A 21606-nucleotide genomic window follows, 5' to 3' on the forward strand; every position below is an offset into this window, starting at 1 on the left:
GGCATGACAGCCGTCGTACGGATCCTGCTCCGCCGTGTCGCCCTGCTCGTGCCGCTGATGCTCGGCATCGTGCTGTTCGTGTTCCTGGTGATGAGGTTCTCGGACGTCGACCCGGCGTCCGCGTTCTTCCAGGGCGCCAACCCGACGCCCCGGCAGCTGCACGACTTCCGGGAGCGCAACGGCCTGCTCGACCCGCTGCCCGTCCGCTACGCCCACTTCGTCGGCGACCTGCTCCACGGCGACCTGGGCACCAGCGCGCTGACCCGGGCGCCGGTCGTCGACCAGGTCACCACCGCGCTGCCGCTCACCCTCCAGCTGACCTTCCTCGGGCTCGGCATCGCGGTGGTGCTGGCGCTGGCCGGCGGGATCACGGCCGCCGTCCACCGGGACCGGCTGCCGGACCAGGTGATCCGGGTCGTCTCCCTCGTCGGGGTCGCCGCGCCCGGCTTCTGGCTGGCGCTGCTGATGATCCAGTACCTGGCGGTCGACCGGGGCTGGTTCCCGACCGGCGGCTACGTCAATCCGGCCGACTCCTTCACCGGCTGGCTGAGGACGATGGCCCTGCCCGCGTTCGCGCTGTCCCTGCCGGTGGCCGCCCAGCTGACCCGGATCGTACGGACGTCGGTGGTGGAGGAGCTGGACAAGGACTACGTGCGCACCGCGATCGGCGGCGGGCTGCCGCCCCGGGTGGTGGTCGGCCGGAACGTCCTCAGAAACGCCCTGGTCAATCCGCTCACCGTGCTCGGCCTGCGCGTCGGCTATCTGCTCGGCGGTGCCGTCGTCATCGAGACGATCTTCTCGCTGCCCGGCATGGGGAAGCTGATGATCGACGCCGTGCAGAACGGTGACCCGGCGGTGGTCCAGGGGGTCGTACTGACCACGGCGACCGGGTTCGTCGTCGTCAACCTCGTCATCGACATCCTCTACCTGCTCGTCAACCCACGTCTGAGGGCGGCCTGATGGTCACGCGCGCCGATCTCACCGAGCGGCTCTCCCGGCCCGGCGTCCGGCTGCGCGGACGGCACCGGCTGCCGGCGCTGTCGAAGGCCGCCGTCTGCTTCCTGGCGCTGGTCGTCCTGGTCGCCGTCCTCGCGCCGGTGCTCGCCCCGCACGATCCACTCGACCAGCAGGACCCGGTCGACGGCACCGGACATCCGTCGGCGGCGCACTGGATGGGCCAGGACAGCCTCGGCCGGGACCTCCTCAGCCGGCTGATGTACGGCGCCCGCTGGTCGCTGGCGATCGGGCTCGGCGCGACCGGGCTCGCGCTGGTCGCCGGGGCGCTGCTCGGGGCGCTCGCGGCCACCTCCCGCAAGGCCGTGGACGAGACGCTGATGCGCTGCCTGGACGTGGTGATGGCGTTCCCGGGCATCGCGCTGGCGGCCGTGCTGGTCGCCGTCTTCGGCGGCGGGATCGGCGTACTGATCTGCGCGATCGCCTTCCTGTTCACGCCGCCGGTCGCACGGGTGGTGCGGGCCAACGTGCTCGACCAGTACGGGGAGGACTACGTCACCGCGGAACGTGTGATCGGCGCCCGCACCCCGCACATCGTGCTGCGGCACGTGGCCGTCAACTGTGCCGCCCCGGTGCTGGTGTTCTGCACGGTCCAGGTTGCCGAGGCCATCGTCTTCGAGGCGTCGCTGTCCTTCGTCGGCGCGGGGGTGCGGCCCCCGGACCCGTCCTGGGGCAGTGTCATCGCCGACGGCAAGAACATGGTGCTGACCGGGGGCTGGTGGGCGACCGTCTTCCCCGGGCTGCTGATCCTGCTCACCGTGCTGTGCCTGAACATCCTCTCCGAGGGCGTCTCGGACGCCTGGGCGGCCCCGGCACCCCGGGAGGTGGCGGCGCCCGAGGACCGCCTGGAGGCACCGGAACCCGGCACCGGTGAGGTGCTCCCGCTGCCCGGCCTCGCCGACGCCGCCCGCCGGCTGCGCGCGCGGGCCCGGCCCCGGCCCGCGCCCGGCGGGCCGCCGGTGCTCGCGGTGGAGGACCTCACCATCGGCTTCCCGGGCCGGCACCGGGGCGTGGACATCGTGGCCGGCGTCGGCTTCGAGGTGCGTCCGGGCGAGGTGCTGGGGCTGGTCGGCGAGTCGGGCTGCGGCAAGTCACTGACCGCGCTCACCGTCATGGGGCTCCAGCCCGCGGGCGCCCGCGTGCGCGGCCGGGTGCGCTTCAGGCAGCGGGACCTGCTCGCCGAGCCGATGCGGGTACGGCGGCGGCTGCTCGGCCACGAGATGGCGATGGTCTACCAGGACGCCCTGTCCTCGCTGAACCCGGCGATGACCATTCGCGCCCAGCTGAAGCAGCTCGTGCGCCGCGGCGGCCGCCGCGGTCCGGGGGAACTGCTGTCACTGGTCGGCCTCGACCCCGACCGCACCCTGCGCAGCTACCCGCACGAACTGTCCGGCGGCCAGCGCCAGCGCGTCCTGATCGCCATGGCCCTCTCCCGCGACCCCGCCCTGATCGTGGCCGACGAGCCGACCACCGCCCTGGACGTCACCGTGCAGGCCCAGATCATGGAGCTGCTGCTGCGACTGCGCAAGGAGCTGGGCTTCGCGCTGATCCTGGTCTCGCACGACCTGGCGCTGGTCGCGGACGTCACCGACCGGGTGGCGGTGATGTACGGCGGGCAGATCGTGGAGACGGGCGTGACCGCCGACCTGGTTCAGGCACCGGCCCACCACTACACGCGCGGGCTGCTCGGCAGCGTGCTGTCGCTGGAGTCGGCCGAGGAACGGATGACGCAGATCAAGGGGGTCGTACCGGCCCCCGCCGACTTCCCGCCGGGCTGCCGCTTCGCCGACCGCTGCCCGCTGGCCACCGAGGTCTGCCACACCACCGCGCCCGCCCTCGCGGGCACCCCCGCGCACACGGCCGCCTGCCACCACCCCGCGGTGGAGCTGACGTCGGCGGAGAGCGAGGAGGCCCTCCAATGACCGCTGTCGTGCAAGTCCGGGGCGCCCACGTCGTCCACAGGGCCCGCAGCGGCGGCCTGTTCGCGCGGGACCGGGTGTACGCCCTGACCGACGCCGATCTCACGGTGGCGCCCGGCGAGACGGTCGGGGTCGTCGGCGAGTCGGGGTGCGGGAAGACGACGCTGGCGAAGGTGCTCGTGGGCATCCAGCGGCCGACCTCGGGGACGGTGTCGTACGGGGGCCGCGACCTGTGGTCGATGCCGCCCGCCGAACGCCGCTCGGCCGTCGGCGCGGGCACCGGCATGATCTTCCAGGACCCCTCGACGGCCCTGAACCGCCGGCTGACGGTACGCCGGGCCCTGCGCGACCCGCTGGACGTCCACGGGCGCGGCACACGGGCCGAACGGGAGGACCGGGTACGGGAGCTGATGGCCCTCGTGGGTCTGCCCCGGGCGCTCGCCGACGCGCTGCCCGGGCAGCTCTCCGGCGGACAGCGGCAGCGGGTCGCCATCGCCCGCGCGCTCGCCCTGGACCCCGCCCTGGTGGTGGCGGACGAGCCGACCAGCGCCCTGGACGTCTCCGTCCGCGCGCAGATCCTCAACCTCCTGCTGGACCTGAGGGAACGCCTCGGCCTGGCTCTGGTGTTCGTCTCGCACGACATCCAGACGGTACGGCGGATGAGCGACCGCGTGATCACCATGTACCTGGGCCGGATCGTCGAGGAGAGCCCGGCCGGCCGGGTCACCGACCGCTCCCGCCACCCGTACACCCGGGCCCTGTTCTCCGCGACCCCCGGCCTGCTGGACCCGATCGACCCGATCCCGCTGACCGGGCCGGTGCCGTCGGCGACCCGGCCGCCGAGCGGCTGCCCGTTCCGCACCCGCTGCTGGAAGGCGGACGAGGTGTGCGCGGCGGAGCTGCCGGACTTCTCGGCCGCGTCGGACCCCGGGCACCGCTACCGCTGCCACCATCCTGTGGAGGAGGACCGTTCGACCCGCGACCTCGTCCCCCAGAGCCACCCCAGGGAGCCTTCATGACCTTGCCCGCCCCGCTCTCCGGTGTCGTACCGCCCGTCTGCACACCCCTGACACCGGACGGCGAGGTGGACGTCCCCTCGCTCCTCAGGCTGGTCGACCACCTGGTGGCGGCCGGGGTGCACGGCCTGTTCGTGCTCGGCTCGACCTCCGAGGCGGCGTTCCTCACCGACCTCCAGCGCAGGCTGGTGGTGGAGGCCGTCGTGCGGCACGTCGGCGGCTCGCTGCCGGTGCTGGCCGGGGCGATCGACATGACCACGCCCCGGGTGCTGGACAACGTCCGCGAGGTCACCGCGGCGGGCGCCCAGGCGGTCGTCGTCACCGCCCCCTTCTACGCCCGCACCCATCCGGCGGAGATCGCCCGCCACTACCGCCGGGTCGCCGCCACCTGCCCGGTGCCGGTGTTCGCGTACGACATCCCGGTGGCCGTGCACACCAAGCTGCCCGCCGAACTCGTGCTGGCACTGGCCGCCGACGGGGTGCTGGCGGGGCTGAAGGACTCCAGCGGCGACCTGGGCGGCTTCCGGCAGGTCGTCACCGGCGTCCGCGGTGGTCCGGGCGCCGGCGGCTTCAGCGTGCTCACCGGGTCCGAGCTCGTCGTCGACGCCGCCCTCGCCCTGGGCGCCGACGGGGCCGTGCCCGGCCTCGCCAACGTCGACCCGCACGGCTACGTCCGCCTCGACGAGCTGTGCCGGGCGGGCGACCTGGACGGCGCCCGGGCCGAACAGGAGCGGCTGTGCGCCCTGTTCCGGATGGTGGGCGTCGGGGACCCCGCGCGGATGGGCCAGAACTCCTCGGCGATCGGCGCCTTCAAGGCGGCCCTGCACCTGCGGGGCGTGATCGACTGCCCGCTGACCGCCGAGCCGCAGATCCCGCTGTCGGCGGAGGAGGTCGAGCAGGTGGGGAAGTTCCTGGCGGCGGCGGGTCTGCTCTAGCCCGGCTCCAGCCGGCGGAACTCGATGGTCTCGTACGGCCCCGCCGCGCCCGTCTCGTACAGGATCCCGACGGTGTCGTGGCCGGTCTGCACGAGGTCGGAGTAGGCGGCCGGCCGGTCGGACAGGGTCAGCACCTTGCCGAAACCCGCCCCGCCGTCCGTGCTGCGCCAGATCGCCATGGAACGGCGGGCGGTGGGCACGGAAGGCGCCGAGAACAGCAGCGGGGCCCCGGGTCCCCGCATCTGGAGCACGCTGCCCTCGACCACCGGCACGTCGTCCAGCGTCGGCTGGACGGCGTAGGGCCGGTCGAGGGTCTCCCCGCCGTCGCCGGAGTAGGTGTCGAGGCGATTGCCGGGGCTGGTGCCGTTCTGGTCGCGGGAGCTGAAGTACAGTCGTCCGTCGGGGAGTTGGGCGGTGGTGCTCTCGTTGGCGTTGTTCAGGCCGTCGTAGGAGTCGTCCACGAAGCCCAGCCGCCAGCCGCGCCCGCCGTCGTCGCTGTAGAGCGCGTGGGCGCCGTAGTACTTCGCCTCCTGGCCGGTGTCCGGGGAACCGGCGGGCGGGGCCGCCGAGTGGTTGGCCGGGACCACCAGCCGCCCCGCGTGCGGACCGCGGGTGAGCGCCACCGCGTGCCCCGGTCCCGTCGCGTACCAGCGCCAGCCGCGCGGCTTCACCTCGTCGGTGATGTCCCGGGGCCGCGTGAAGTGCCGGCCGTCGTCCCGGCTGCGCTGTACGAACACCCGGCGGCCCTGCTCGGCGGTGACCTCGCCGCGCATGATCTGCGCCTCGGTCACGGCACCGCTGTTGTAGGAGGTCAGCAGCACGATCGCGCCGGTGCGCGGGTCCACCACGGGCGCCGGGTTCCCCCGGGTGTCCCCGTCCCCGGCGGCGACCACCGCGAGCGGGCCCCAGGTGCAGCCGCCGTCGGTGGAGCGGCGCAGGACGACATCGATGTCACCGGTGTCGCCCGCACCGCTGTGCCGCCCTTCGGCGAAGGCCAGCAGGGTGCCCGTCCGCGTGGCGACCACGGCCGGGATGCGGTACGTGTCGTAGCCGCCCTCCCCGGAGACGTACGGCACGGAGGACACGCAGCCGGGCGTGGCGTGGGCGGCCCGGGTGGCGGTGAGCGGGGTGAGGAGCACGGCGGCGGCGAGGAGGGCGCGGCTCAGCAGGGTCACGGCCCCATGTTTCCCTCAGGCACCGGTCCGGACTCGTACGCCACGACGTGCCTAGGACGGTGTCCGGGCCGCCGCCAGCAGCCTGGTCACGTCGTCGGCGCGGATGGTGAGGGCGGCGCCGACGGTGATCAGGGCGTCGCGTTCGGCCGGGGTGTAGGGGCCGTCGGCGAGGGCGATGCGGGCGGCCTGGAGGAGGATCGCCTCGCGGCCGGCGGCGGCGAGGTGCGGGGCGAGCGGGTCGAGGGACTCGTGCAGCTCTATGGCCAGGCTCGCGCCGCCCGGCTGCCCGAAGACCCGGCCGGTGTCGGCGTGGAGCGCCTCGACGAGCGCGGCGAGCTGCTCCTCGGTGCAGTCCTGGAGGCCGGCGGCGCGCACCCCGCCGGCCGCGGTCTCCAGGGACGCGCGGGCGCAGGTGCCGCCCGCCGCGAGGACGGCGAGGGCGACGGTGTGCACGGCGTCGCGGAGCATGGCGGAGAAGCGGGAGGTGGTCGGGTGGTCGAGTACGTCGGTGCCGAAGTGGTGGCGACAGGACGCGCACTCCACGACCGGTCCGGTCACGCCGCGCGGCAGGACCGGCACGCCCAGGAGGGTGAAGCGGCGGCGGCCGGTGAGGCGCTCGTAGTTGCGGTCGCCTCCGCAGCCCGGGCAGAAGAACTCGCCGTCACCGACGGGCGTCCACGCGACGCGCGTACCCACGATGCGGACAAGCCTGGTGGCACGGTCGTCTCGTCCCCGTACTGGCAGCACGTCGCACCTCCGTAACGACGCGGCAACATCGCCGCGCTGGCGTGATGTTAGCCACATTGTTGAGGTGGAGTCAGTACCCCGTACGAGACCTGTCCGTGACCTTCACGAACAGATGGCCGATACACGACGGTGCCCTGACCGCCTCGAAAGGCGGTCAGGGCACCGAAAGCGCTGGTCGGAGGGTGTCAGCGGGTCGCGCGGTTCACGGCTGACACGACCGCCTTGAGTGACGCACGCGTCGTGTTCGCATCGATGCCGATACCCCACAGGACCTTGCCGTCGATCGCGCATTCGATGTAGGAGGCGGCCTGCGCGGAGGCACCCTCGCTCATCGTGTGCTCCGTGTAGTCCAGCAGGCGTACGTCGATGCCGACGGACTGCAGGGCGTCGAAGAAGGCGGAGATCGGACCGTTGCCGGAACCGGTCAGGACGGTGTCCTCGCCGTCGACCGTGGCCTCGACGGTGAGGGTGTCCACTCCGTCGGTGTCGGTGGTCGTCTGGCCGGTGCGGACCTGGATGCGGCCCCACGGGTTCTCCGGGTTCGGCAGGTACTCGTCCTGGAAGACCGCCCAGATGGCGCCGCCGGTGACCTCGCCGCCCTCGGCGTCGGTCTTCGCCTGGATGATCTTCGAGAACTCGATCTGCATCCGGCGGGGCAGGTCCAGCTTGTGGTCGTTCTTCAGGACGTACGCGATACCGCCCTTGCCGGACTGCGAGTTGACGCGGATGACGGCTTCGTAGGAGCGGCCGACGTCCTTGGGGTCGATCGGCAGGTACGGGACCGCCCACTCGATGTCGTCGACGGTGACGCCCTTGGCCGCCGCGTCGGCCTCCATGGCGTCGAAGCCCTTCTTGATGGCGTCCTGGTGGGAGCCGGAGAAGGACGTGTAGACCAGGTCGCCCACGTACGGGTGGCGCGGGTGGACCTCCATCTGGTTGCAGTACTCCCACGTGCGACGGATCTCGTCGATGTCGGAGAAGTCGATCTGCGGGTCGACGCCCTGCGAGAACAGGTTCATGCCCAGGGTGACCAGGTCGACGTTGCCGGTGCGCTCGCCCTGCCCGAACAGACAGCCCTCGACGCGGTCGGCGCCGGCCATCAGGGCCAGCTCGGCGGCGGCGACGGCGGTGCCGCGGTCGTTGTGCGGGTGGATCGACAGGCAGACGTGCTCGCGGCGGGACAGGTTGCGGCCCATCCACTCGAAGCGGTCGGCGTGCGTGGAGGGGGTCGAACGCTCCACCGTGGCGGGCAGGTTGAGGATGATCTCGCGGCCCGGGCCGGGCTGCCAGACGTCCATGACCGCTTCGCAGACCTCCAGCGCGAAGTCCAGCTCGGTGTCGGTGAAGATCTCGGGGCTGTACTGGTAGCCGAACTCCGTCTCGGGGCCCAGCAGCTTCTCGGCGTACTCCATCACCAGGCGGGTGCCGTCGACGGCGATCTGCTTGATGTCGTCCTTGGAGCCGCGGAAGACGACCCGGCGGAAGACCGGGGCGGTGGCGTTGTACAGGTGGACGGTGGCCCGGCGGGCGCCCTTGAGGGACTCCACGGTCCGCTCGATCAGGTCCTCGCGGGCCTGGGTCAGGACGGAGATCGTCACGTCCTCGGGGATCGCGCCCTCTTCCTCGATGATCGAGCGCACGAAGTCGAAGTCGGTCTGGCCGGAGGCGGGGAAGCCGACCTCGATCTCCTTGTAGCCCATCTTGACCAGCTGGTCGAACATCCGGCGCTTGCGCTCGGGCGACATGGGGTCGATCAGGGCCTGGTTGCCGTCGCGCAGGTCGGTGGAGAGCCAGCGGGGGGCGACGGTGATACGCCGGCCGGGCCAGGTGCGGTCGGGGATGTCCACCTGGTCGTACCGGCCGTACTTGTGGATCGGCATGGAGGTGGGCTGCTGGCGGTTCGCCATGATTGCGTGGGCTCCTCGAGAAGTCCGGTGTGACCGGTGTCCGGAAGGACGGCCGACGACGCAACACCAAGCTCCGCGGGGAGGGAGTCGGCCTTGTCTACAGGCCCTCGCCGCGGCAGCTAAGGAGAAGCAGCCCGAAACGCATGATGCTCCGCAGCCTAGCCGAGGCCCCGCCGTACGCGCGGGACCGTCCCAGTATGCGGGACCGCGAGTTCGAAAAAGAATGAATAGGACAAAAAGTGCGCCATACCACTCCGTGACGCTGGGCGACGCCGAATGTCGGGGTATTTCACCAATCATGGTTGCGAGTAGTGACACGGAGGTCACTCAGTGCAAGGGTGCCCGGCATGACGACCAACGGGGGCTTCCAGCCCGTCTTCTGCACGATCGTGCCGCCGCACGTCCTCGACAAGCTCGCGCAGGCCGAGGACTCCGCGCTCTCCGCGCCCGCCCGCCGCTCCCTGGAGCACGACGCCTACCAGCGCACCAAGCGGCGCCTGACCACGGTCATCGGCGCGCCCACCGTCGCCCCGCCCGCCGGGGCCACCGCCGACCAGCCGCACCGGACCATCTACGACGCCGGGCACACCGAGAACCTGCCCGGCGAGAAGGTCCGCGCGGAGGGCTCCGACCCGGGCGAGGACGCCACCGTCAACCGCGCCTACGCGGGCCTCGGCGCCACCTTCGAGCTGTACCTGAAGGCGTACGGCCGCCACTCCATCGACGACAACGGGCTGCCGCTGGACGCCACCGTGCACTTCGGCGAGGGCTACGACAACGCCTTCTGGAACGGCGAGCAGATGGTCTTCGGCGACGGGGACAACGAGATCTTCCTCGACTTCACCATCCCGGTCGACGTCATCGGCCACGAGCTGACCCACGGCGTCACCCAGTACACCGCGAACCTGGAGTACTACGGCCAGTCCGGCGCGCTGAACGAGTCGGTCTCCGATGTCTTCGGCTCGCTGATCAAGCAGTACAGCCTCGGCCAGACCGCCGCCGAGGCCGACTGGCTGATCGGCGCCGGGCTGCTCGCCCCGCGCGTCACCGGCACCGCGCTGCGCTCGATGAAGGCCCCGGGCACGGCGTACGACGACGACGTCCTCGGCAAGGACCCGCAGCCCGCGACCATGGACGACTACGTCCGCACCGGCCGCGACAACGGCGGCGTCCACATCAACTCCGGCATCCCCAACCACGCCTTCTACCTGGCCGCCACCGCCCTCGGCGGCCACTCCTGGGAGAAGGCCGGCCAGATCTGGTACGACGTGCTGACCGGCGGCGAGCTGCGGCAGGACGCCCTGTTCGCGGACTTCGCCACGCTGACCGTGAAGGCCTCGCGCGAACGGTACGGCGCCGGGGACGAGCTCCAGGCCGTGCAGAAGGCGTGGGAGCAGGTCGGGGTGCGGACGCTGTGACGCGGACGCTGTGATTCCCGGCGGATCCGTACTAGACAGGGACCCATGCGGATTCGGGTGAGGCGCACGGGTGGGTTCGCGGGCATCGAGCGCCGCGCCGAGGTGGACACCTCGGGGCGGCCCGATGCCCACGAGTGGCAGGCCCTGGCCGAGAAGGCACTGGCCGACGGCCGGGGCACGCCCCCGGCGGGGGTTCCGGACGGCTTCAGCTACGCGATCACCGTGGACGGGACGACGGTGTACGCCGCCGATCCCCGGCTGACGCGGGAGCAGCGCGAGCTGATCTCGCGCGTCCTCAAAGAGGGCGCCTAACGCCCCCGGGACGCCGCCCACTCCTCGTCGAGCATGCCGAACTGCACGCCGTCGTACCAGGTGTCCCCCACCCGTACGGCGGCCCGGCGGCGCCCCTCCTCGACGAAGCCGAGGCGGCGGAAGGCCCGGATGGCGCGCTCGTTGCCGCTCCAGGTGTCCAGTTCGACCCGCCGCAGCCGGCAGGAGCCGAACAGGTGGCCCAGCAGCAGCCGCAGCGCCTCGGAGCCGTAGCCGCCGCCCCAGCGGTCGCGTTCGCCGATGGTGACGCCGACGGTGGCCCGGCTCGCGAACGGGTCGAGGTCGCGGTAGTCGGCCATGCCGATCGGGCGTCCGCCCTCCCGCTCCTCGACGGTGAAGGTCGCCCCGTCGCGCGGGTCCTCGCGCAGCCGGGCCTCGTGGAAGCGCTCCATCGCCTCCCGGGTGACGGGGCCGAAGCCCGGGTGGCCTCCGGTGGCCCAGTGCACCACCTCGGGGTCGTTGCGCCAGCGCAGTTGGGCGTCCAGGTCCTCGGCGCGCAGTGCCCGAAGTCGTACGAGTTGGCCGTCGATCATCAGATGATCATAGATACCTGTTCCCGCCTGGGCGTTGACTTCCGTTACCGGCGGTAAGGATGATCGCGCCCATGGCGACTGATGCAGGCAACCCGATACCCCGGTTCCCGGCCGGCTTCCTGTGGGGCGTGTCGACCTCGGCCCACCAGATCGAGGGAGCGGCGGGCGAACGCGAGCCTTCCGTGTGGGACGCGTTCACCGCCGGGCCGGGGCGGGTCAAGGACGGCTCGACGGCGGAAGTGGCCTGCGACCACTACCACCGCTACCGGGAGGACGTGGCGCTCCTGGCCGGCCTGGGAGTGGACGCGTACCGCTTCTCGATCTCCTGGCCCCGGGTGAACTCCCCCGGCGGCCTGGACTTCTACGACCGCCTGGTGGACGAGCTGTGCGCGGCGGGCGTACGGCCCGTCCCGACCCTCTTCCACTGGGACCTGCCGGCCGCGCTGGACTGGCTGGAGCGGGACACGGCGTCCCGGTTCGCCGAGTACGTGTCGGTGGTCGCCGAGCGGCTCGGTGACCGCGTGACGAAATGGATCACCCTCAACGAGCCCGCGGAGCACACCCTGCTCGGCCATGCCCTCGGCGTCCACGCGCCCGGCCGGAAGCTCCTGTTCGACGCGCTGCCGGTGGCCCACCACCAGTTGCTGGCCCACGGTCTGGCGGTACGGGCGCTGCGCGCGGCCGGCGCGAGCGACATCGGCATCGCCAACTCGCACGGGCCGACCTGGCCGGCGTCGAAGGAGAGCGCCGACACCGAGGCCGCGGACTTCTACGACGTCCTGCTGAACCGGCTCTTCGCCGAACCGCTGATCCTCGGCGAGTACCCGTCCGGGCTCGGCGAGTTGATGCCCGGCGACGTCACCGCGGACCTGAAGGTCATCTCGGAGCCGATCGACTGGTACGGCGTCAACTACTACGCCCCGACGAAGGTGGGCGCCCCGCAGGGCACCGAGATCGAGTTCGGCGGCATCACCATGCCCGCCGAACTGCCCTTCTCCGTACGGGACGTCGAGGGCCGCCCGGTGACGGACTTCGGCTGGCCGATCGTCCCGGAGGGGCTGACGGAGCTGCTCACGGGCTTCCGCGACCGCTACGGCGACCGCCTCCCGCCCATCGTCATCACCGAGAACGGCTGCTCGTACGAGGGCATCGACGACCAGGACCGGATCGCCTACCTGGACGGCCACGTACGGGCCCTGCACAGGGCGGTCGAGGCGGGCGTCGACGTCCGCGGCTACTTCGTCTGGTCCCTGCTGGACAACTTCGAGTGGGCGGAAGGCTATGCGCGCCGCTTCGGGCTGGTGCACGTGGACTACTCGACGCTGGAGCGCACCCCGAAGGCCTCGTACGGCTGGTTCCGGGAGCTGCTGCGGGCGCAGAGATGAGAGCCGTCCGCCCGCCGGGCGCGCTCACCGAGCCCGTCGAACGGGTCGGCCGGGGCTGGACGGCGTCCCTCTCGCTCGCCAACGGAGCGATCTGGGTGGGCTGGTACGGCCCCCTCCAGATCCTGCTCGCCTCCCAGGCCAAGGACTTCGCGCCCGGCTCCGGCATGTCGAAGGAGACGATGCTGGCCTGGGTGACGGGCGCCGGCGCGGTGGTGTCGCTGGTGGCGAACCCGCTCTTCGGCGCGCTGTCGGACCGTACGACGTCCCGCCGGGGCCGCCGTACGCCGTGGATCGTGGCCGGGACGGCGGGCGGCGCGCTGTCCCTGCTCCTCCTCGCGGGCGCGGGCGGGACGGCCACGATGACGCTGGGCTGGTGCCTGGTCCAGCTGACCCTCAACGCGGCCTTCGCCGCGGTGACGGCGGCGGTCCCCGACCGGGTGCCCCGGCTCCAGCGGGGCTCGGTCGGCGGCTGGCTCGGGGCGGCGCAGATCCTGGGCGTGGTCGGCGGCACGGGACTGGCGACGGCCGCCGGGGGTGTCGGGGCGGGCTACGTGGCCTGCGCGGTGTTCACGGCGGTGGGCGTGCTGCCGTACGTGTGGCGCTACGAGGATCTGCGGCTGGCCGCCGAGGACCGCCCGCCGTGGTCCTGGCACGGCTTCCTCGCGGGTTTCTGGCTGAGCCCGCGCCGGTATCCGGACCTGGGCTGGGCGTGGCTGACCCGCTTCCTGATGAACCTCAGCAACGCACTGGTGCTGCTGTACCTCCTGTACTACCTGCGCGACCGCCTCCACCACCACGACCCCGACCAGGGCGTGCTGATCCTGACCGCGGTGAACGGGGTGACCCTGCTGGCCACCGTCGTGGTCGGCGGGGTGTGGTCGGACCGGGTGGGCCGGCGCAAGCCGTTCGTGGTGTGGTCGGGCGTGCTGATGGCGGTGGCGACGGCGGCGCTGGCGGGCTGGCAGACCTGGCCCGGCGCGATCGTGGCGGCGGCGGTCCTCGGCATCGGCTTCGGTGTGTTCACCTCCGTCGACTTCGCCCTGATGACGGACGTCCTGCCGAAGGCGCTGGACCGCGGCAAGGACCTCGGCGTGATCAACATCGCCAACGCCCTCCCGCAGGTCGCGGCCCCCGCCCTCGCCGCGCCGATCGTGACGTACCTGGGCGGCTACCGGGTGCTGTACCTGGTGGCGGCCGTGATCGGGCTGGCGGGGGCGGTGCTGGTGGGACGGATCAGGGGGGTGGAATGAAAGGCGGGGCTCAGAGGGCGCCGGCGTCCCGGGCCGTCCAGACGCTGGGGTAGAGGGGCCGGAAGCCGAGTTCGCGGCGGATCCGCTGGTTGGACATGATCCCGAACCACGGGTCGGGGTCCGTGAGCTCGTGGAGCCCGGCGGGGACCTCGACCCCGTTGAGCCGGTACAGCTCCACCGTCGTGACGGGGGCGTCGTCGGCGATGTTGTAGATCCGGCCCGCGATGCCCGGCGCGTACAGCAGACGCATCAGGCCCTGGGCGACGTCCGCGTGGTGGGCCATCTGGAGGCGCTGGTGCGGGGCCCAGTTCTCCGCCCAGTGCAGGGAGTTCGCCAGGTGCGGGTCGCCCTCGCCGTAGACGAAGGGGAGCCGTCCGACCCGTACGTCCAGGCCCTCCAGTGCGAGCAGCTCCCGCTCGGCCTCGGCCTTGGACTCGGGGTAGGCGCCCCACATCTCGCCGCCGGGCCGGCTCTCGTCCTCCTCGGTCAGCGGGCGGCCCCGTCCGACGCCGTACACGTTGCCCGTGCTGACCTGCACGAACCGCTCCACGCCGGAAGCCTGCGCCGCGCGGCCCAGGGCCACCGCCGCGTCCCGGTTGACGGCCCACGCCTCCTCGTCCGGCACCCCGCGGAAGGAGGCGGCGACGTTCACGACCGCGTCCACCCCGGCGAGCGCCTTGCCGAGCGTCTCCTCGTCCCGCATGTCCCCCACGGCCACCTGGGCGCCCAGCTCCGCGAAGGGCTCGCCGCGGGCCGCGTCCCGCACCAGGACCCGTACCCGCTCGCCCGGCTGCCGCTGGGCCAGCAGCCTCGGCACGAAGCGCCGCCCGACCTGTCCCGTCGTCCCGGTCACCAAAGTCAGCACGATGTGCTCCTCACGCACTCTGTCGCCTGTCGTCGCCGACCAGCCTCGGCGGACGGGACAGGGGGCGGGAGAGACCTCCTGATCAGGGGATCGGCAGTCCCTGGATAAGCCGGACGGCCTCCCGCACCCTGGAGAGGTGAACCGAGCCGAACTCGCCGACTTCCTGCGCCGCGGCCGGGCCCGCCTGGACCCCTCCGACGTGGGCCTCACGGCCGGCGCCCGCCGCCGAACGCCGGGGCTGCGCCGCGAGGAGGTGGCGTCCCTGGCCGGCATGTCGGCCGACTACTACACCCGCCTGGAGCAGTCCCGCGGCCCCCGCCCCTCCCGCCAGATGCTCACCGCGCTGGCCCGCGCCCTGCGCCTCACGGAGGACGAACGCGACCACCTCTTCCACCTCGCCGGCGAGGAGCCGCCGCGCCGGGAGGCGACGAGCACCCACGTCCGCCCCGGCCTCCTCCTGGTGCTGGACCGGCTGCACGACACCCCGGCGCTGGTGGTGACCGACTGCGGCGAGGTCCTGGCCCAGAACGCGATGTCGCGGGCGCTGAGCGGAGACGCCCTCGCCCGCCCGCCCCGCGAGCGCAACATGCTCCGCAGCTTCTTCCTGGACCCGGCGGCCCAGGACCTCTTCCCGCCCGAGGACCGCCCGGAGCGGGCCCGTGAGCAGGTGGCGAGCCTGCGCGCGGTGGCGGCGGCCCGCCCCAGGGACCCGGAGCCCGCCGCCCTCGTCGCCGAACTGCGCGCCGGTAGCGAGGAGTTCGCCCGCCTATGGGACGAACACGAGGTGGCCGTCCGCCGCGCCTCGACCAAACGGTTCCGGCACCCCGTGGTCGGCGTCCTCGAACTCGACTGCGAGGTCCTCGTCAACTCCGACCACAACCAGCAACTCGTCGTCCACACGGCCCGCCCGGGCACGGAATCGTACGAACGGCTTCAACTGTTGCGGGTGGTGGGCCTGCAGGACATGACACCCAGCCCGGCCGGCTGACGGCCTCAGGCGGCGCCGGCGTCGGTCGCCGCCAGGACCGCGACCCGCGTACGGGAGGGGTCGAGCACGGCGAAGGCCAGGTCCGCCGTGTCGTGGTGGAACCAGTCCGTGAACGCCATGAACCGCAGCCACCGGTGGTCGACGGCCTGCCACGCGGCCTGCGGGAACGGGGCGTCGACGGGCAGTCCCAGCAGGGCGTACAGGCTGTCCCACGCGTACAGCCGCGCGTAGGCGCCGCCCTGTGGGGTGCCGTTCACCCCGCCGTGGCGAGCGGCCGAGAACAGCTCGTTCAGCACATCGTCGGCGGTCGTCCGGCAGGCGACGGGGGCACCATGGCGCGTGCCCTCGCCCGCCAGGCAGTCCAGGGGTAGTTCCCGGAGGAAGGACATGCCGAAGTCGTCCGGGTCGAGCGAACGCGGCAGCGAGAAGAAGCGCACCTCGGGGTTCCGGGCCCAGCCGCCGGCGGTGAAGGGCCGGCCGTCCGTACGCGGTCGTCGTCGGTCGCCTCCACCGCTTACGCGCTGCTGCCGCTCCGCCGTCCGAGGGGGGAACCTCCGGGAAGCGCGCGCGGAGCTGGGCCGTCGTCTTGACGGACCCGAGACCGCGCACCCGGACGCCGAAACGGTGCTCGATGTCCAGCCGGGTTCTGGGCAGCCGGGCCAACGGATGCCCCAGTTCCCGCAGTCCCTCCGCGTACGCGTCCAGCGCGGGCCGTCCCCCTCCGGCGCCGATCAGCGCCAACTCGCCCAGCAGACAGGCCCGCAGCTCCACCGCCGGGTCGGTGAGGTCGTCTGGCGGGGCGTCGACCTGGCGGACCCGACCGGCACGAGCGCGCCCGAGCTCGTCCTTAGCATGTGGCGGGTCGCCCGCCTGCCGGGCATCCTCCGCCCCGAGTCGGACGCACCGGAGCCGGGCAAGGCCGGGTTCCGGGCCTACGACGAGGCGCTGGAGGAAGTACTCGGCAGGCCCTGAACCGACACGCCGTCTCAGAACCCCAGCCGCCGCAGCTGCTTCGGGTCCCGCTGCCAGTCCTTGGCGACCTTCACGTGGAGGTCGAGGAAGACCGGCGTACCCAGCAGCGCCTCGATGTGCTTGCGGGACTTGATGCCGACCTCCTTCAGGCGCTTGCCCTTGGGACCGATGATGATCCCCTTCTGGCTGGGGCGCTCGATGTAGACGTTGGCGTGGATGTCGAGGAGGGGACGGTCCGCGGGCCGGTCCTCGCGGGGGAGCATCTCCTCCACGACCACCGCGATGGAGTGCGGCAGCTCGTCGCGCACACCCTCCAGCGCGGCCTCGCGGATGAGTTCCGCGATCATGACCTGCTCGGGCTCGTCCGTGAGGTCGCCTTCGGGGTAGAGCGCCGGGCCCTCGGGGAGCAGCGGGACCAGGAGGTCCGCCAGCAGGTCCACCTGCTTGGCGCCCACCGCCGACACCGGGACGATCTCCGCCCACTCGATGCCCAGCTCCTTGCCCAGCTGGTCGATGGCGATCAGCTGCTCGGCGAGGGACTTCGAGTCCACCAGGTCCGTCTTGGTGACGATGGCGACCTTCGGGGTCTTCCGGATCCCGGCCAGCTCCTTGGCGATGAACCGGTCACCGGGGCCGATCTTCTCGTTCGCGGGCAGGCAGAAGCCGATCACGTCGACCTCGGCCCAGGTCGTGCGGACCACGTCGTTCAGGCGCTCACCGAGCAGCGTGCGCGGCTTGTGGAGGCCCGGGGTGTCGACCAGGATCAGCTGCGCGTCCGGCCGGTGCACGATGCCGCGTACCGTGTGCCGCGTCGTCTGCGGCTGGTTCGCCGTGATCGCCACCTTCTGCCCGACGAGAGCGTTCGTGAGGGTGGACTTGCCCGCGTTGGGACGGCCCACGAAGCAGGCGAAGCCGGCACGGTGGACGGTCTCGCCCGACTCTTCGGATGACTGGGTACGAACGCTCATGGCGTTCATTGTCCCTGATCCACAGGGCCCCGCCGTACAACCGGGGTCCACCGGTTCTCCCCGTGAGGTTCCGGAAACCCACCCGCAACGAAACGTCACGGAAACACACCCGTACGCAACCGGAAACGCGCGCCGGTGACGCTCTGACGAGCCCCCACACCGTTGGAGACACCCGTGACCCTCGCCGCAGCACACGCCGCAGCGCACGTCGACACCGGCGACACCGCCTGGCTGCTCGCCGCCACCGCCCTCGTCCTGCTGATGACCCCGGGCCTCGCCCTCTTCTACGGCGGCATGGTCCGCACGAAGAGCGTCCTCAACATGCTGATGATGAGCTTCGTGTCGATCGCCCTGGTGACGGTGGTGTGGCTGGCGGGGGGTTACTCGCTCGCCTTCGGCGACGACATCGGCGGCGGGATCATCGGCGGGCTCGACCACGCCGGAATGGCCGGTCTCGGCCCGGGCAGCGTGCAGGGGACCGTTCCCACCCTGCTCTTCGCCACCTTCCAGCTCACCTTCGCGATCGTCACCGCCGCCCTGGTCAGCGGCGCGATCGCCGACCGCGCGAAGTTCTCCGCGTGGCTGGTCTTCGTCCCCGTGTGGGCGCTGCTCGTATACGTTCCCGTCGCCCACTGGGTGTGGGGCCCGGGCGGCTGGATCCTGGACAGGCTCGGCGCGCTCGACTTCGCGGGCGGTCTGCCGGTCGAGATCACCTCCGGCGCCTCCGGGCTGGCGCTGTGCCTGGTCCTCGGGCCGCGGCTCGGGTTCAAGAAGGACGCCATGCGGCCGCACAACCTCCCCATGGTCGTGCTCGGCGCCGGCCTGCTCTGGTTCGGCTGGTTCGGGTTCAACGCGGGCTCCGCGCTCGGCGCGAACGGCCTGGCCGCCGCGGCCTTCCTCAACACCCTCGCCGCCGGCTGCACCGGTCTGCTCGGCTGGCTCTTCGTCGAGCAGAAGCGGGACGGCCACCCCACCACCCTGGGCGCGGCCTCGGGTGCCGTGGCCGGCCTGGTCGCCATCACCCCCTCCTGCGGCTCCGTCTCCCTGCTGGGCGCCCTGGTGGTCGGCCTCGCCGCCGGTGCCCTGTGCAGTTACGCCGTGAGCTGGAAGTTCAAGCTGAACTACGACGACTCCCTGGACGTCGTCGGCGTCCACCTGGTCGGCGGAATCGTCGGCACCCTGCTCATCGGTCTCTTCGCCGAGAAGGCGATGACCGGCGGCACGGAGGGCCTCTTCTACGGCGGTGGCGTCACCCAGCTCGGCAAGCAGCTGCTCGCCGTCGTGGTCGTCGCCCTGTACGCCTTCGGGATGACGTACGGCATCGGCAAGCTGCTCGACAAGGCGATGGGCTTCCGGGCGAGCGAGGAGCAGGAGTACACCGGCCTGGACCTTACGGTGCACGCCGAGACGGCTTACGATCACGGGGTCCTGGGCCACGGCGCCCCGGTGTCCCAGTCCGTCCCCACCGCCCAGAAGGTCGACACCCAGGCATGAAGCTCATCACCGCCGTCGTCAAGCCCTACCGCCTCGACGAGGTCAAGACCGCCCTCCAGGAACTCGGTGTGCACGGCCTGACCGTGACCGAGGCCAGTGGGTACGGCCGGCAGCGCGGCCACACCGAGGTGTACCGCGGCGCCGAGTACCGGGTCGACCTGGTGCCCAAGGTCCGTATCGAGGTCGTCGTCGAGGACGCCGTCGCCGACGACGTGATCGACGCGATCGTCAGGGCCGCGCAGACGGGGAAGATCGGGGACGGGAAGGTGTGGGCTCTGCCGGTGGAGACGGTCGTACGCGTGCGGACGGGCGAGCGCGGCCCCGACGCACTCTGAGCAGGGCCCCGGCCGCCACCCCGGCGACGAACACCACCGCCACCACCAGCCAGGGCAGCGCGAGGAAGGAGGCACTCGCCGACTCGCGGGTGCCGGTGGCGCTGGCCGTCAGGGTCACGTCCCCCCAGTCGAGCTGGGGCGCGCCCCGCCAGGGTTCGCTGAGCCGCACCCGCTGTCCGGGCAGCAGTTCGGAGGGGATCCTCGTCAGGTCGCGAGCCAGCAGCGTGCGGCCGAACAGGCCCGTCGCCTTCAGCTCCACCTTCGGGTCGAGAGTGACGTTGCCGGTGTTGTGCAGGGTGTAGGAGACGGTCGCCGTGCTGGCGCCGAGGCCGGGGACGAGCGGCTGGTGGTGGGTGACGTGGACGTTCTCGACGGCGACGGCGGGCAGCGTGGGCCCGCCGACCCGCAGGTAGACGCGGGCGCCGACGGCCCGTTGCAGACCCAGCGCGAGGGATCCACCGCCCTTGGCGGGCCCCTTTTCGACGCGTTCGTCCAGTGCCACGATCGCGCCCGGGTGGTCGCCCGGTTCGGCGCCCTCGGGAACGCGCAGTGTGAAGGGGACGGTGACCTTCTTGTGGCCGGGGACGGTGATCCGGGACTTCGCGGGCCGCGCCCAGGCGCCGACGCCCCGCATCCGCTCCTTGAGCGTGCGCACGGCGAAGCCGCCGTCGCGGGCGGTGTTGTAGGCGTCGGCCGCGTACAGCCGGAAGGTCAGGGGCTCGCCGGTCTTGTTGGCGACGACCACCTTGTCGGTGATGGTCTGGCCGGGGTCGGCGGAGAGGTAGAAGTACGGCCGGGCGGCGATGCGGGAGGAGACGGGGTAGACGGACCAGCTGCCGTTGTCGGCGGCATGCGCGGGGACCGTCCCGGCGGCCAGGAACAGGCCGAGGAGCAGGAGGAGGACGTACGGCTTGCGCATGGGTGCGGACCCCCACAGGCATGAGTCGGGTCGGCGGTCGGGCGGGTGCGGCCCCGGTGCGGTCGGGCGCCCGGCCACCGGCGAGGTGACGCGTACGCTCAGCTGAGCGTGAGGGTGAGGACGCCGGAGTACGCGCCCGGAGGCGTGAACGCCGGTACGTCCAGGGAGAGTCCGGCATCGACGGTGAACTCGCCGCCGGTGAGCGTGGAGTCGGGGGTCGACGCCAGGGTCGCTCCCGAGGTGCCCACCGTGCCCGCCGAACCGGCCTTGCAGGTGCTCGGGCTGCCCGCCTTGGTGGCGCAGGCGGGGGTCCAGCTGAGCTTTCCGGCGTCGATCTTGGCGCCGGGACCGGTGAAGTCGGTGACCTTGCCGGTCAGGGACCAGCCCGCGGGGCCGCCGCGGAAGTCCTTGACGGTCACCGTGTTGAGGGAACCCGTCGACGCCCCGCCCTTGCCGAAGTCGACCGCCGACAGCGACACGGCGTCCCCGGCCTGGGACATGGACAGCGTCCCCGCCTTCACGGTCGTCGTCAGCTTCTGGCTGCCGGCGGGCACGGGCGTGGTGTCGTTCACGACGTAGGAGGCGGGCGGGGCGCCCTTCTCCGAGCTCCAGGAGGATCCCTCGTACGCCACGATCCCGGTCGTCGTCTTGTCGTTGACGGCGAGCGAGCCGCTGAAGGAGCCGTCGGTGCCGGCGGTCACGGTCGCGGTGTCCGCGGTCTGTGCGTTCCCGGAGCGTCCGGCCAGTGTGACGGTCGCGCCCGCCGTGAAGCCGGTGCCGTTGACGGTGACGCTGTCACCGGGGTTTCCGGAGGCCGAACCCAGCGTGATGGCACGGTTGTTGACCGGGGCCGAGTCCGTCGCGGTGACGGTCTCGGAGACCGGCGCGGGCGGGTTGGTCACCGTGCACGGGGTGTCCAGCTCCAGGATGTAGCTGGTGTGGATGTTGTAGTCGCCGGGCGAGAGCTTGATCGCGCCGGGCGAGGTGACCTTGAACGTGCCGGTCATGGAGAACGACGGGAAGACGCCCTTGCCGGGCACCGGGTCGTTCTTCTTCGGCCCCGCCACCGTCACGTCCCCGGTCTGCGCGCCACTGAGGGTGACCTTGCCGGTCGGGGTCATGATGTCGGCGGGCAGAGCCAGGTCGGTGGGGTTGTTGGCGGCCGGGGTGACCACGGTGTACGTCACGGTGACCGTGTCGCCGACCTTCGGGCTGGTGTTGTCCACCGAGACGTTCCCCGTGGTGGTGCCGTCGATCGGCGGGAGGCCCGCGATGGCGGGCGGGATGCAGTGCGTCGCGTAGTCCACGTTGGTGCCGGTCGCGCCCGCGGGGCAGGCCAGCGCCCCGCCCGCGGTGACCGCGACCGTCGTCACCGCGAGCAGCGACGCCCAGCGGCGCCGGCGCGGTCTTCGGAGTGTCGGACCCATGCTTGCCCC

General features: G+C 72.3%; 20 protein-coding genes and 1 pseudogene. 11 read left to right on the top strand and 10 right to left on the bottom strand.

The window, feature by feature from the left end; all coding sequences use genetic code 11:
- The first annotated feature begins 3 nt into the window (after positions 1–3).
- Genes ACFY01_RS13950 through ACFY01_RS13965 form a run of 4 tightly spaced genes read left to right on the top strand, consistent with a single transcriptional unit; the run spans position 4 to position 4884 of the window.
- Positions 4–960, top strand: coding sequence for an ABC transporter permease (locus ACFY01_RS13950; RefSeq protein ID WP_390735948.1), 957 nt, complete (start codon positions 4–6; stop codon positions 958–960).
- Positions 960–2936, top strand: coding sequence for a dipeptide/oligopeptide/nickel ABC transporter permease/ATP-binding protein (locus ACFY01_RS13955; RefSeq protein WP_390735949.1), 1977 nt, complete (start codon positions 960–962; stop codon positions 2934–2936). The genes ACFY01_RS13950 and ACFY01_RS13955 overlap by 1 nt, the downstream gene beginning before the upstream one ends.
- The gene (locus tag ACFY01_RS13960; RefSeq protein WP_390735950.1) at positions 2933–3952 is read left to right on the top strand and encodes an oligopeptide/dipeptide ABC transporter ATP-binding protein; all 1020 of its coding nucleotides are present in this window, start codon (positions 2933–2935) and stop codon (positions 3950–3952) included. The genes ACFY01_RS13955 and ACFY01_RS13960 overlap by 4 nt, the downstream gene beginning before the upstream one ends.
- Complete coding sequence (locus ACFY01_RS13965) at positions 3949–4884, top strand: dihydrodipicolinate synthase family protein (RefSeq protein ID WP_390735951.1); 936 nt, start codon at positions 3949–3951, stop codon at positions 4882–4884. The genes ACFY01_RS13960 and ACFY01_RS13965 overlap by 4 nt, the downstream gene beginning before the upstream one ends.
- Here ACFY01_RS13965 and ACFY01_RS13970 read toward each other — a convergent pair.
- The 3 genes from ACFY01_RS13970 to leuA form a co-directional block, all read right to left on the bottom strand.
- Positions 4881–6059 carry an exo-alpha-sialidase gene (locus tag ACFY01_RS13970; protein ID WP_390735952.1) on the bottom strand — a complete coding sequence of 393 codons (1179 nt, stop codon included), beginning with the start codon at positions 6057–6059 and terminating at the stop codon, positions 4881–4883. The two genes, ACFY01_RS13965 and ACFY01_RS13970, sit on opposite strands and share 4 nt — an antisense overlap.
- A gap of 51 nt (positions 6060–6110) precedes the next feature.
- Positions 6111–6806, bottom strand: a complete 696-nt coding sequence (locus tag ACFY01_RS13975) for a TerB family tellurite resistance protein (RefSeq protein WP_390735953.1) — start codon at positions 6804–6806, stop codon at positions 6111–6113.
- A gap of 185 nt (positions 6807–6991) precedes the next feature.
- On the bottom strand, positions 6992–8713 hold the full coding sequence (leuA, locus tag ACFY01_RS13980) for a 2-isopropylmalate synthase (RefSeq protein WP_390735954.1): 1722 nt from the start codon (positions 8711–8713) through the stop codon (positions 6992–6994).
- 347 nt (positions 8714–9060) lie between these two features.
- On the opposite strand from leuA, the gene ACFY01_RS13985 reads away from it, so the two are divergent.
- Positions 9061–10131 carry a M4 family metallopeptidase gene (locus tag ACFY01_RS13985; protein ID WP_390735955.1) on the top strand — a complete coding sequence of 357 codons (1071 nt, stop codon included), beginning with the start codon at positions 9061–9063 and terminating at the stop codon, positions 10129–10131.
- Between the two features lie 45 nt (positions 10132–10176).
- Complete coding sequence (locus tag ACFY01_RS13990) at positions 10177–10443, top strand: protealysin inhibitor emfourin (protein WP_390735956.1); 267 nt, start codon at positions 10177–10179, stop codon at positions 10441–10443.
- Here ACFY01_RS13990 and ACFY01_RS13995 read toward each other — a convergent pair.
- Positions 10440–10994 carry a GNAT family N-acetyltransferase gene (locus ACFY01_RS13995; protein ID WP_390735957.1) on the bottom strand — a complete coding sequence of 185 codons (555 nt, stop codon included), beginning with the start codon at positions 10992–10994 and terminating at the stop codon, positions 10440–10442. The genes ACFY01_RS13990 and ACFY01_RS13995 overlap by 4 nt on opposite strands.
- 71 nt (positions 10995–11065) lie before the next feature.
- On the opposite strand from ACFY01_RS13995, the gene ACFY01_RS14000 reads away from it, so the two are divergent.
- Together ACFY01_RS14000 and ACFY01_RS14005 are read left to right on the top strand one after the other, a co-directional pair.
- The gene (locus tag ACFY01_RS14000; RefSeq protein WP_390735958.1) at positions 11066–12379 is read left to right on the top strand and encodes a GH1 family beta-glucosidase; all 1314 of its coding nucleotides are present in this window, start codon (positions 11066–11068) and stop codon (positions 12377–12379) included.
- On the top strand, positions 12376–13629 hold the full coding sequence (locus tag ACFY01_RS14005; protein ID WP_390735959.1) for an MFS transporter: 1254 nt from the start codon (positions 12376–12378) through the stop codon (positions 13627–13629). Before ACFY01_RS14000 ends, ACFY01_RS14005 begins: the two co-directional genes overlap by 4 nt.
- A 10-nt stretch (positions 13630–13639) precedes the next feature.
- Here the strand turns inward: ACFY01_RS14005 and ACFY01_RS14010 are convergent, their stop codons facing one another.
- Positions 13640–14494, bottom strand: coding sequence for an NAD-dependent epimerase/dehydratase family protein (locus ACFY01_RS14010; protein ID WP_390735960.1), 855 nt, complete (start codon positions 14492–14494; stop codon positions 13640–13642).
- A 136-nt stretch (positions 14495–14630) separates the two neighbouring features.
- On the opposite strand from ACFY01_RS14010, the gene ACFY01_RS14015 reads away from it, so the two are divergent.
- Entirely contained in the window at positions 14631–15482 is an 852-nt protein-coding gene (locus ACFY01_RS14015) for a helix-turn-helix transcriptional regulator (RefSeq protein ID WP_390735961.1), read from the top strand.
- Between the two features lie 5 nt (positions 15483–15487).
- On the opposite strand, the gene ACFY01_RS14020 is transcribed toward ACFY01_RS14015, so the two are convergent.
- The 3 genes and pseudogenes from ACFY01_RS14020 to era form a co-directional block, all read right to left on the bottom strand.
- On the bottom strand, positions 15488–15919 hold the full coding sequence (locus tag ACFY01_RS14020; protein ID WP_390735962.1) for a DUF6183 family protein: 432 nt from the start codon (positions 15917–15919) through the stop codon (positions 15488–15490).
- 202 nt (positions 15920–16121) lie between these two features.
- Positions 16122–16253 (bottom strand): annotated as a pseudogene (locus ACFY01_RS14025) (hypothetical protein); the annotation flags it as partial.
- Between the two features lie 215 nt (positions 16254–16468).
- Positions 16469–17422, bottom strand: a complete 954-nt coding sequence (gene era, locus ACFY01_RS14030) for a GTPase Era (protein ID WP_390735963.1) — start codon at positions 17420–17422, stop codon at positions 16469–16471.
- A 174-nt stretch (positions 17423–17596) separates the two neighbouring features.
- Here era and ACFY01_RS14035 point away from each other — a divergent pair, with 174 nt between their 5' ends.
- Both ACFY01_RS14035 and ACFY01_RS14040 read left to right on the top strand, forming a co-directional pair.
- Positions 17597–18916, top strand: a complete 1320-nt coding sequence (locus tag ACFY01_RS14035; RefSeq protein WP_390735964.1) for an ammonium transporter — start codon at positions 17597–17599, stop codon at positions 18914–18916.
- Entirely contained in the window at positions 18913–19251 is a 339-nt protein-coding gene (locus tag ACFY01_RS14040; protein WP_361797268.1) for a P-II family nitrogen regulator, read from the top strand. The genes ACFY01_RS14035 and ACFY01_RS14040 overlap by 4 nt, the downstream gene beginning before the upstream one ends.
- On the opposite strand, the gene ACFY01_RS14045 is transcribed toward ACFY01_RS14040, so the two are convergent.
- Positions 19145–20170 carry a WxL protein peptidoglycan domain-containing protein gene (locus tag ACFY01_RS14045; RefSeq protein WP_390735965.1) on the bottom strand — a complete coding sequence of 342 codons (1026 nt, stop codon included), beginning with the start codon at positions 20168–20170 and terminating at the stop codon, positions 19145–19147. The genes ACFY01_RS14040 and ACFY01_RS14045 overlap by 107 nt on opposite strands.
- A 98-nt stretch (positions 20171–20268) precedes the next feature.
- Positions 20269–21597 carry a beta-xylosidase gene (locus ACFY01_RS14050; protein ID WP_390735966.1) on the bottom strand — a complete coding sequence of 443 codons (1329 nt, stop codon included), beginning with the start codon at positions 21595–21597 and terminating at the stop codon, positions 20269–20271.
- Positions 21598–21606 lie beyond the last annotated feature (9 nt).

The sequence above is a fragment of the Streptomyces sp. NPDC001480 genome, assembly GCF_042894725.1.
Taxonomy (GTDB): Bacteria; Actinomycetota; Actinomycetes; order Streptomycetales; family Streptomycetaceae; genus Streptomyces.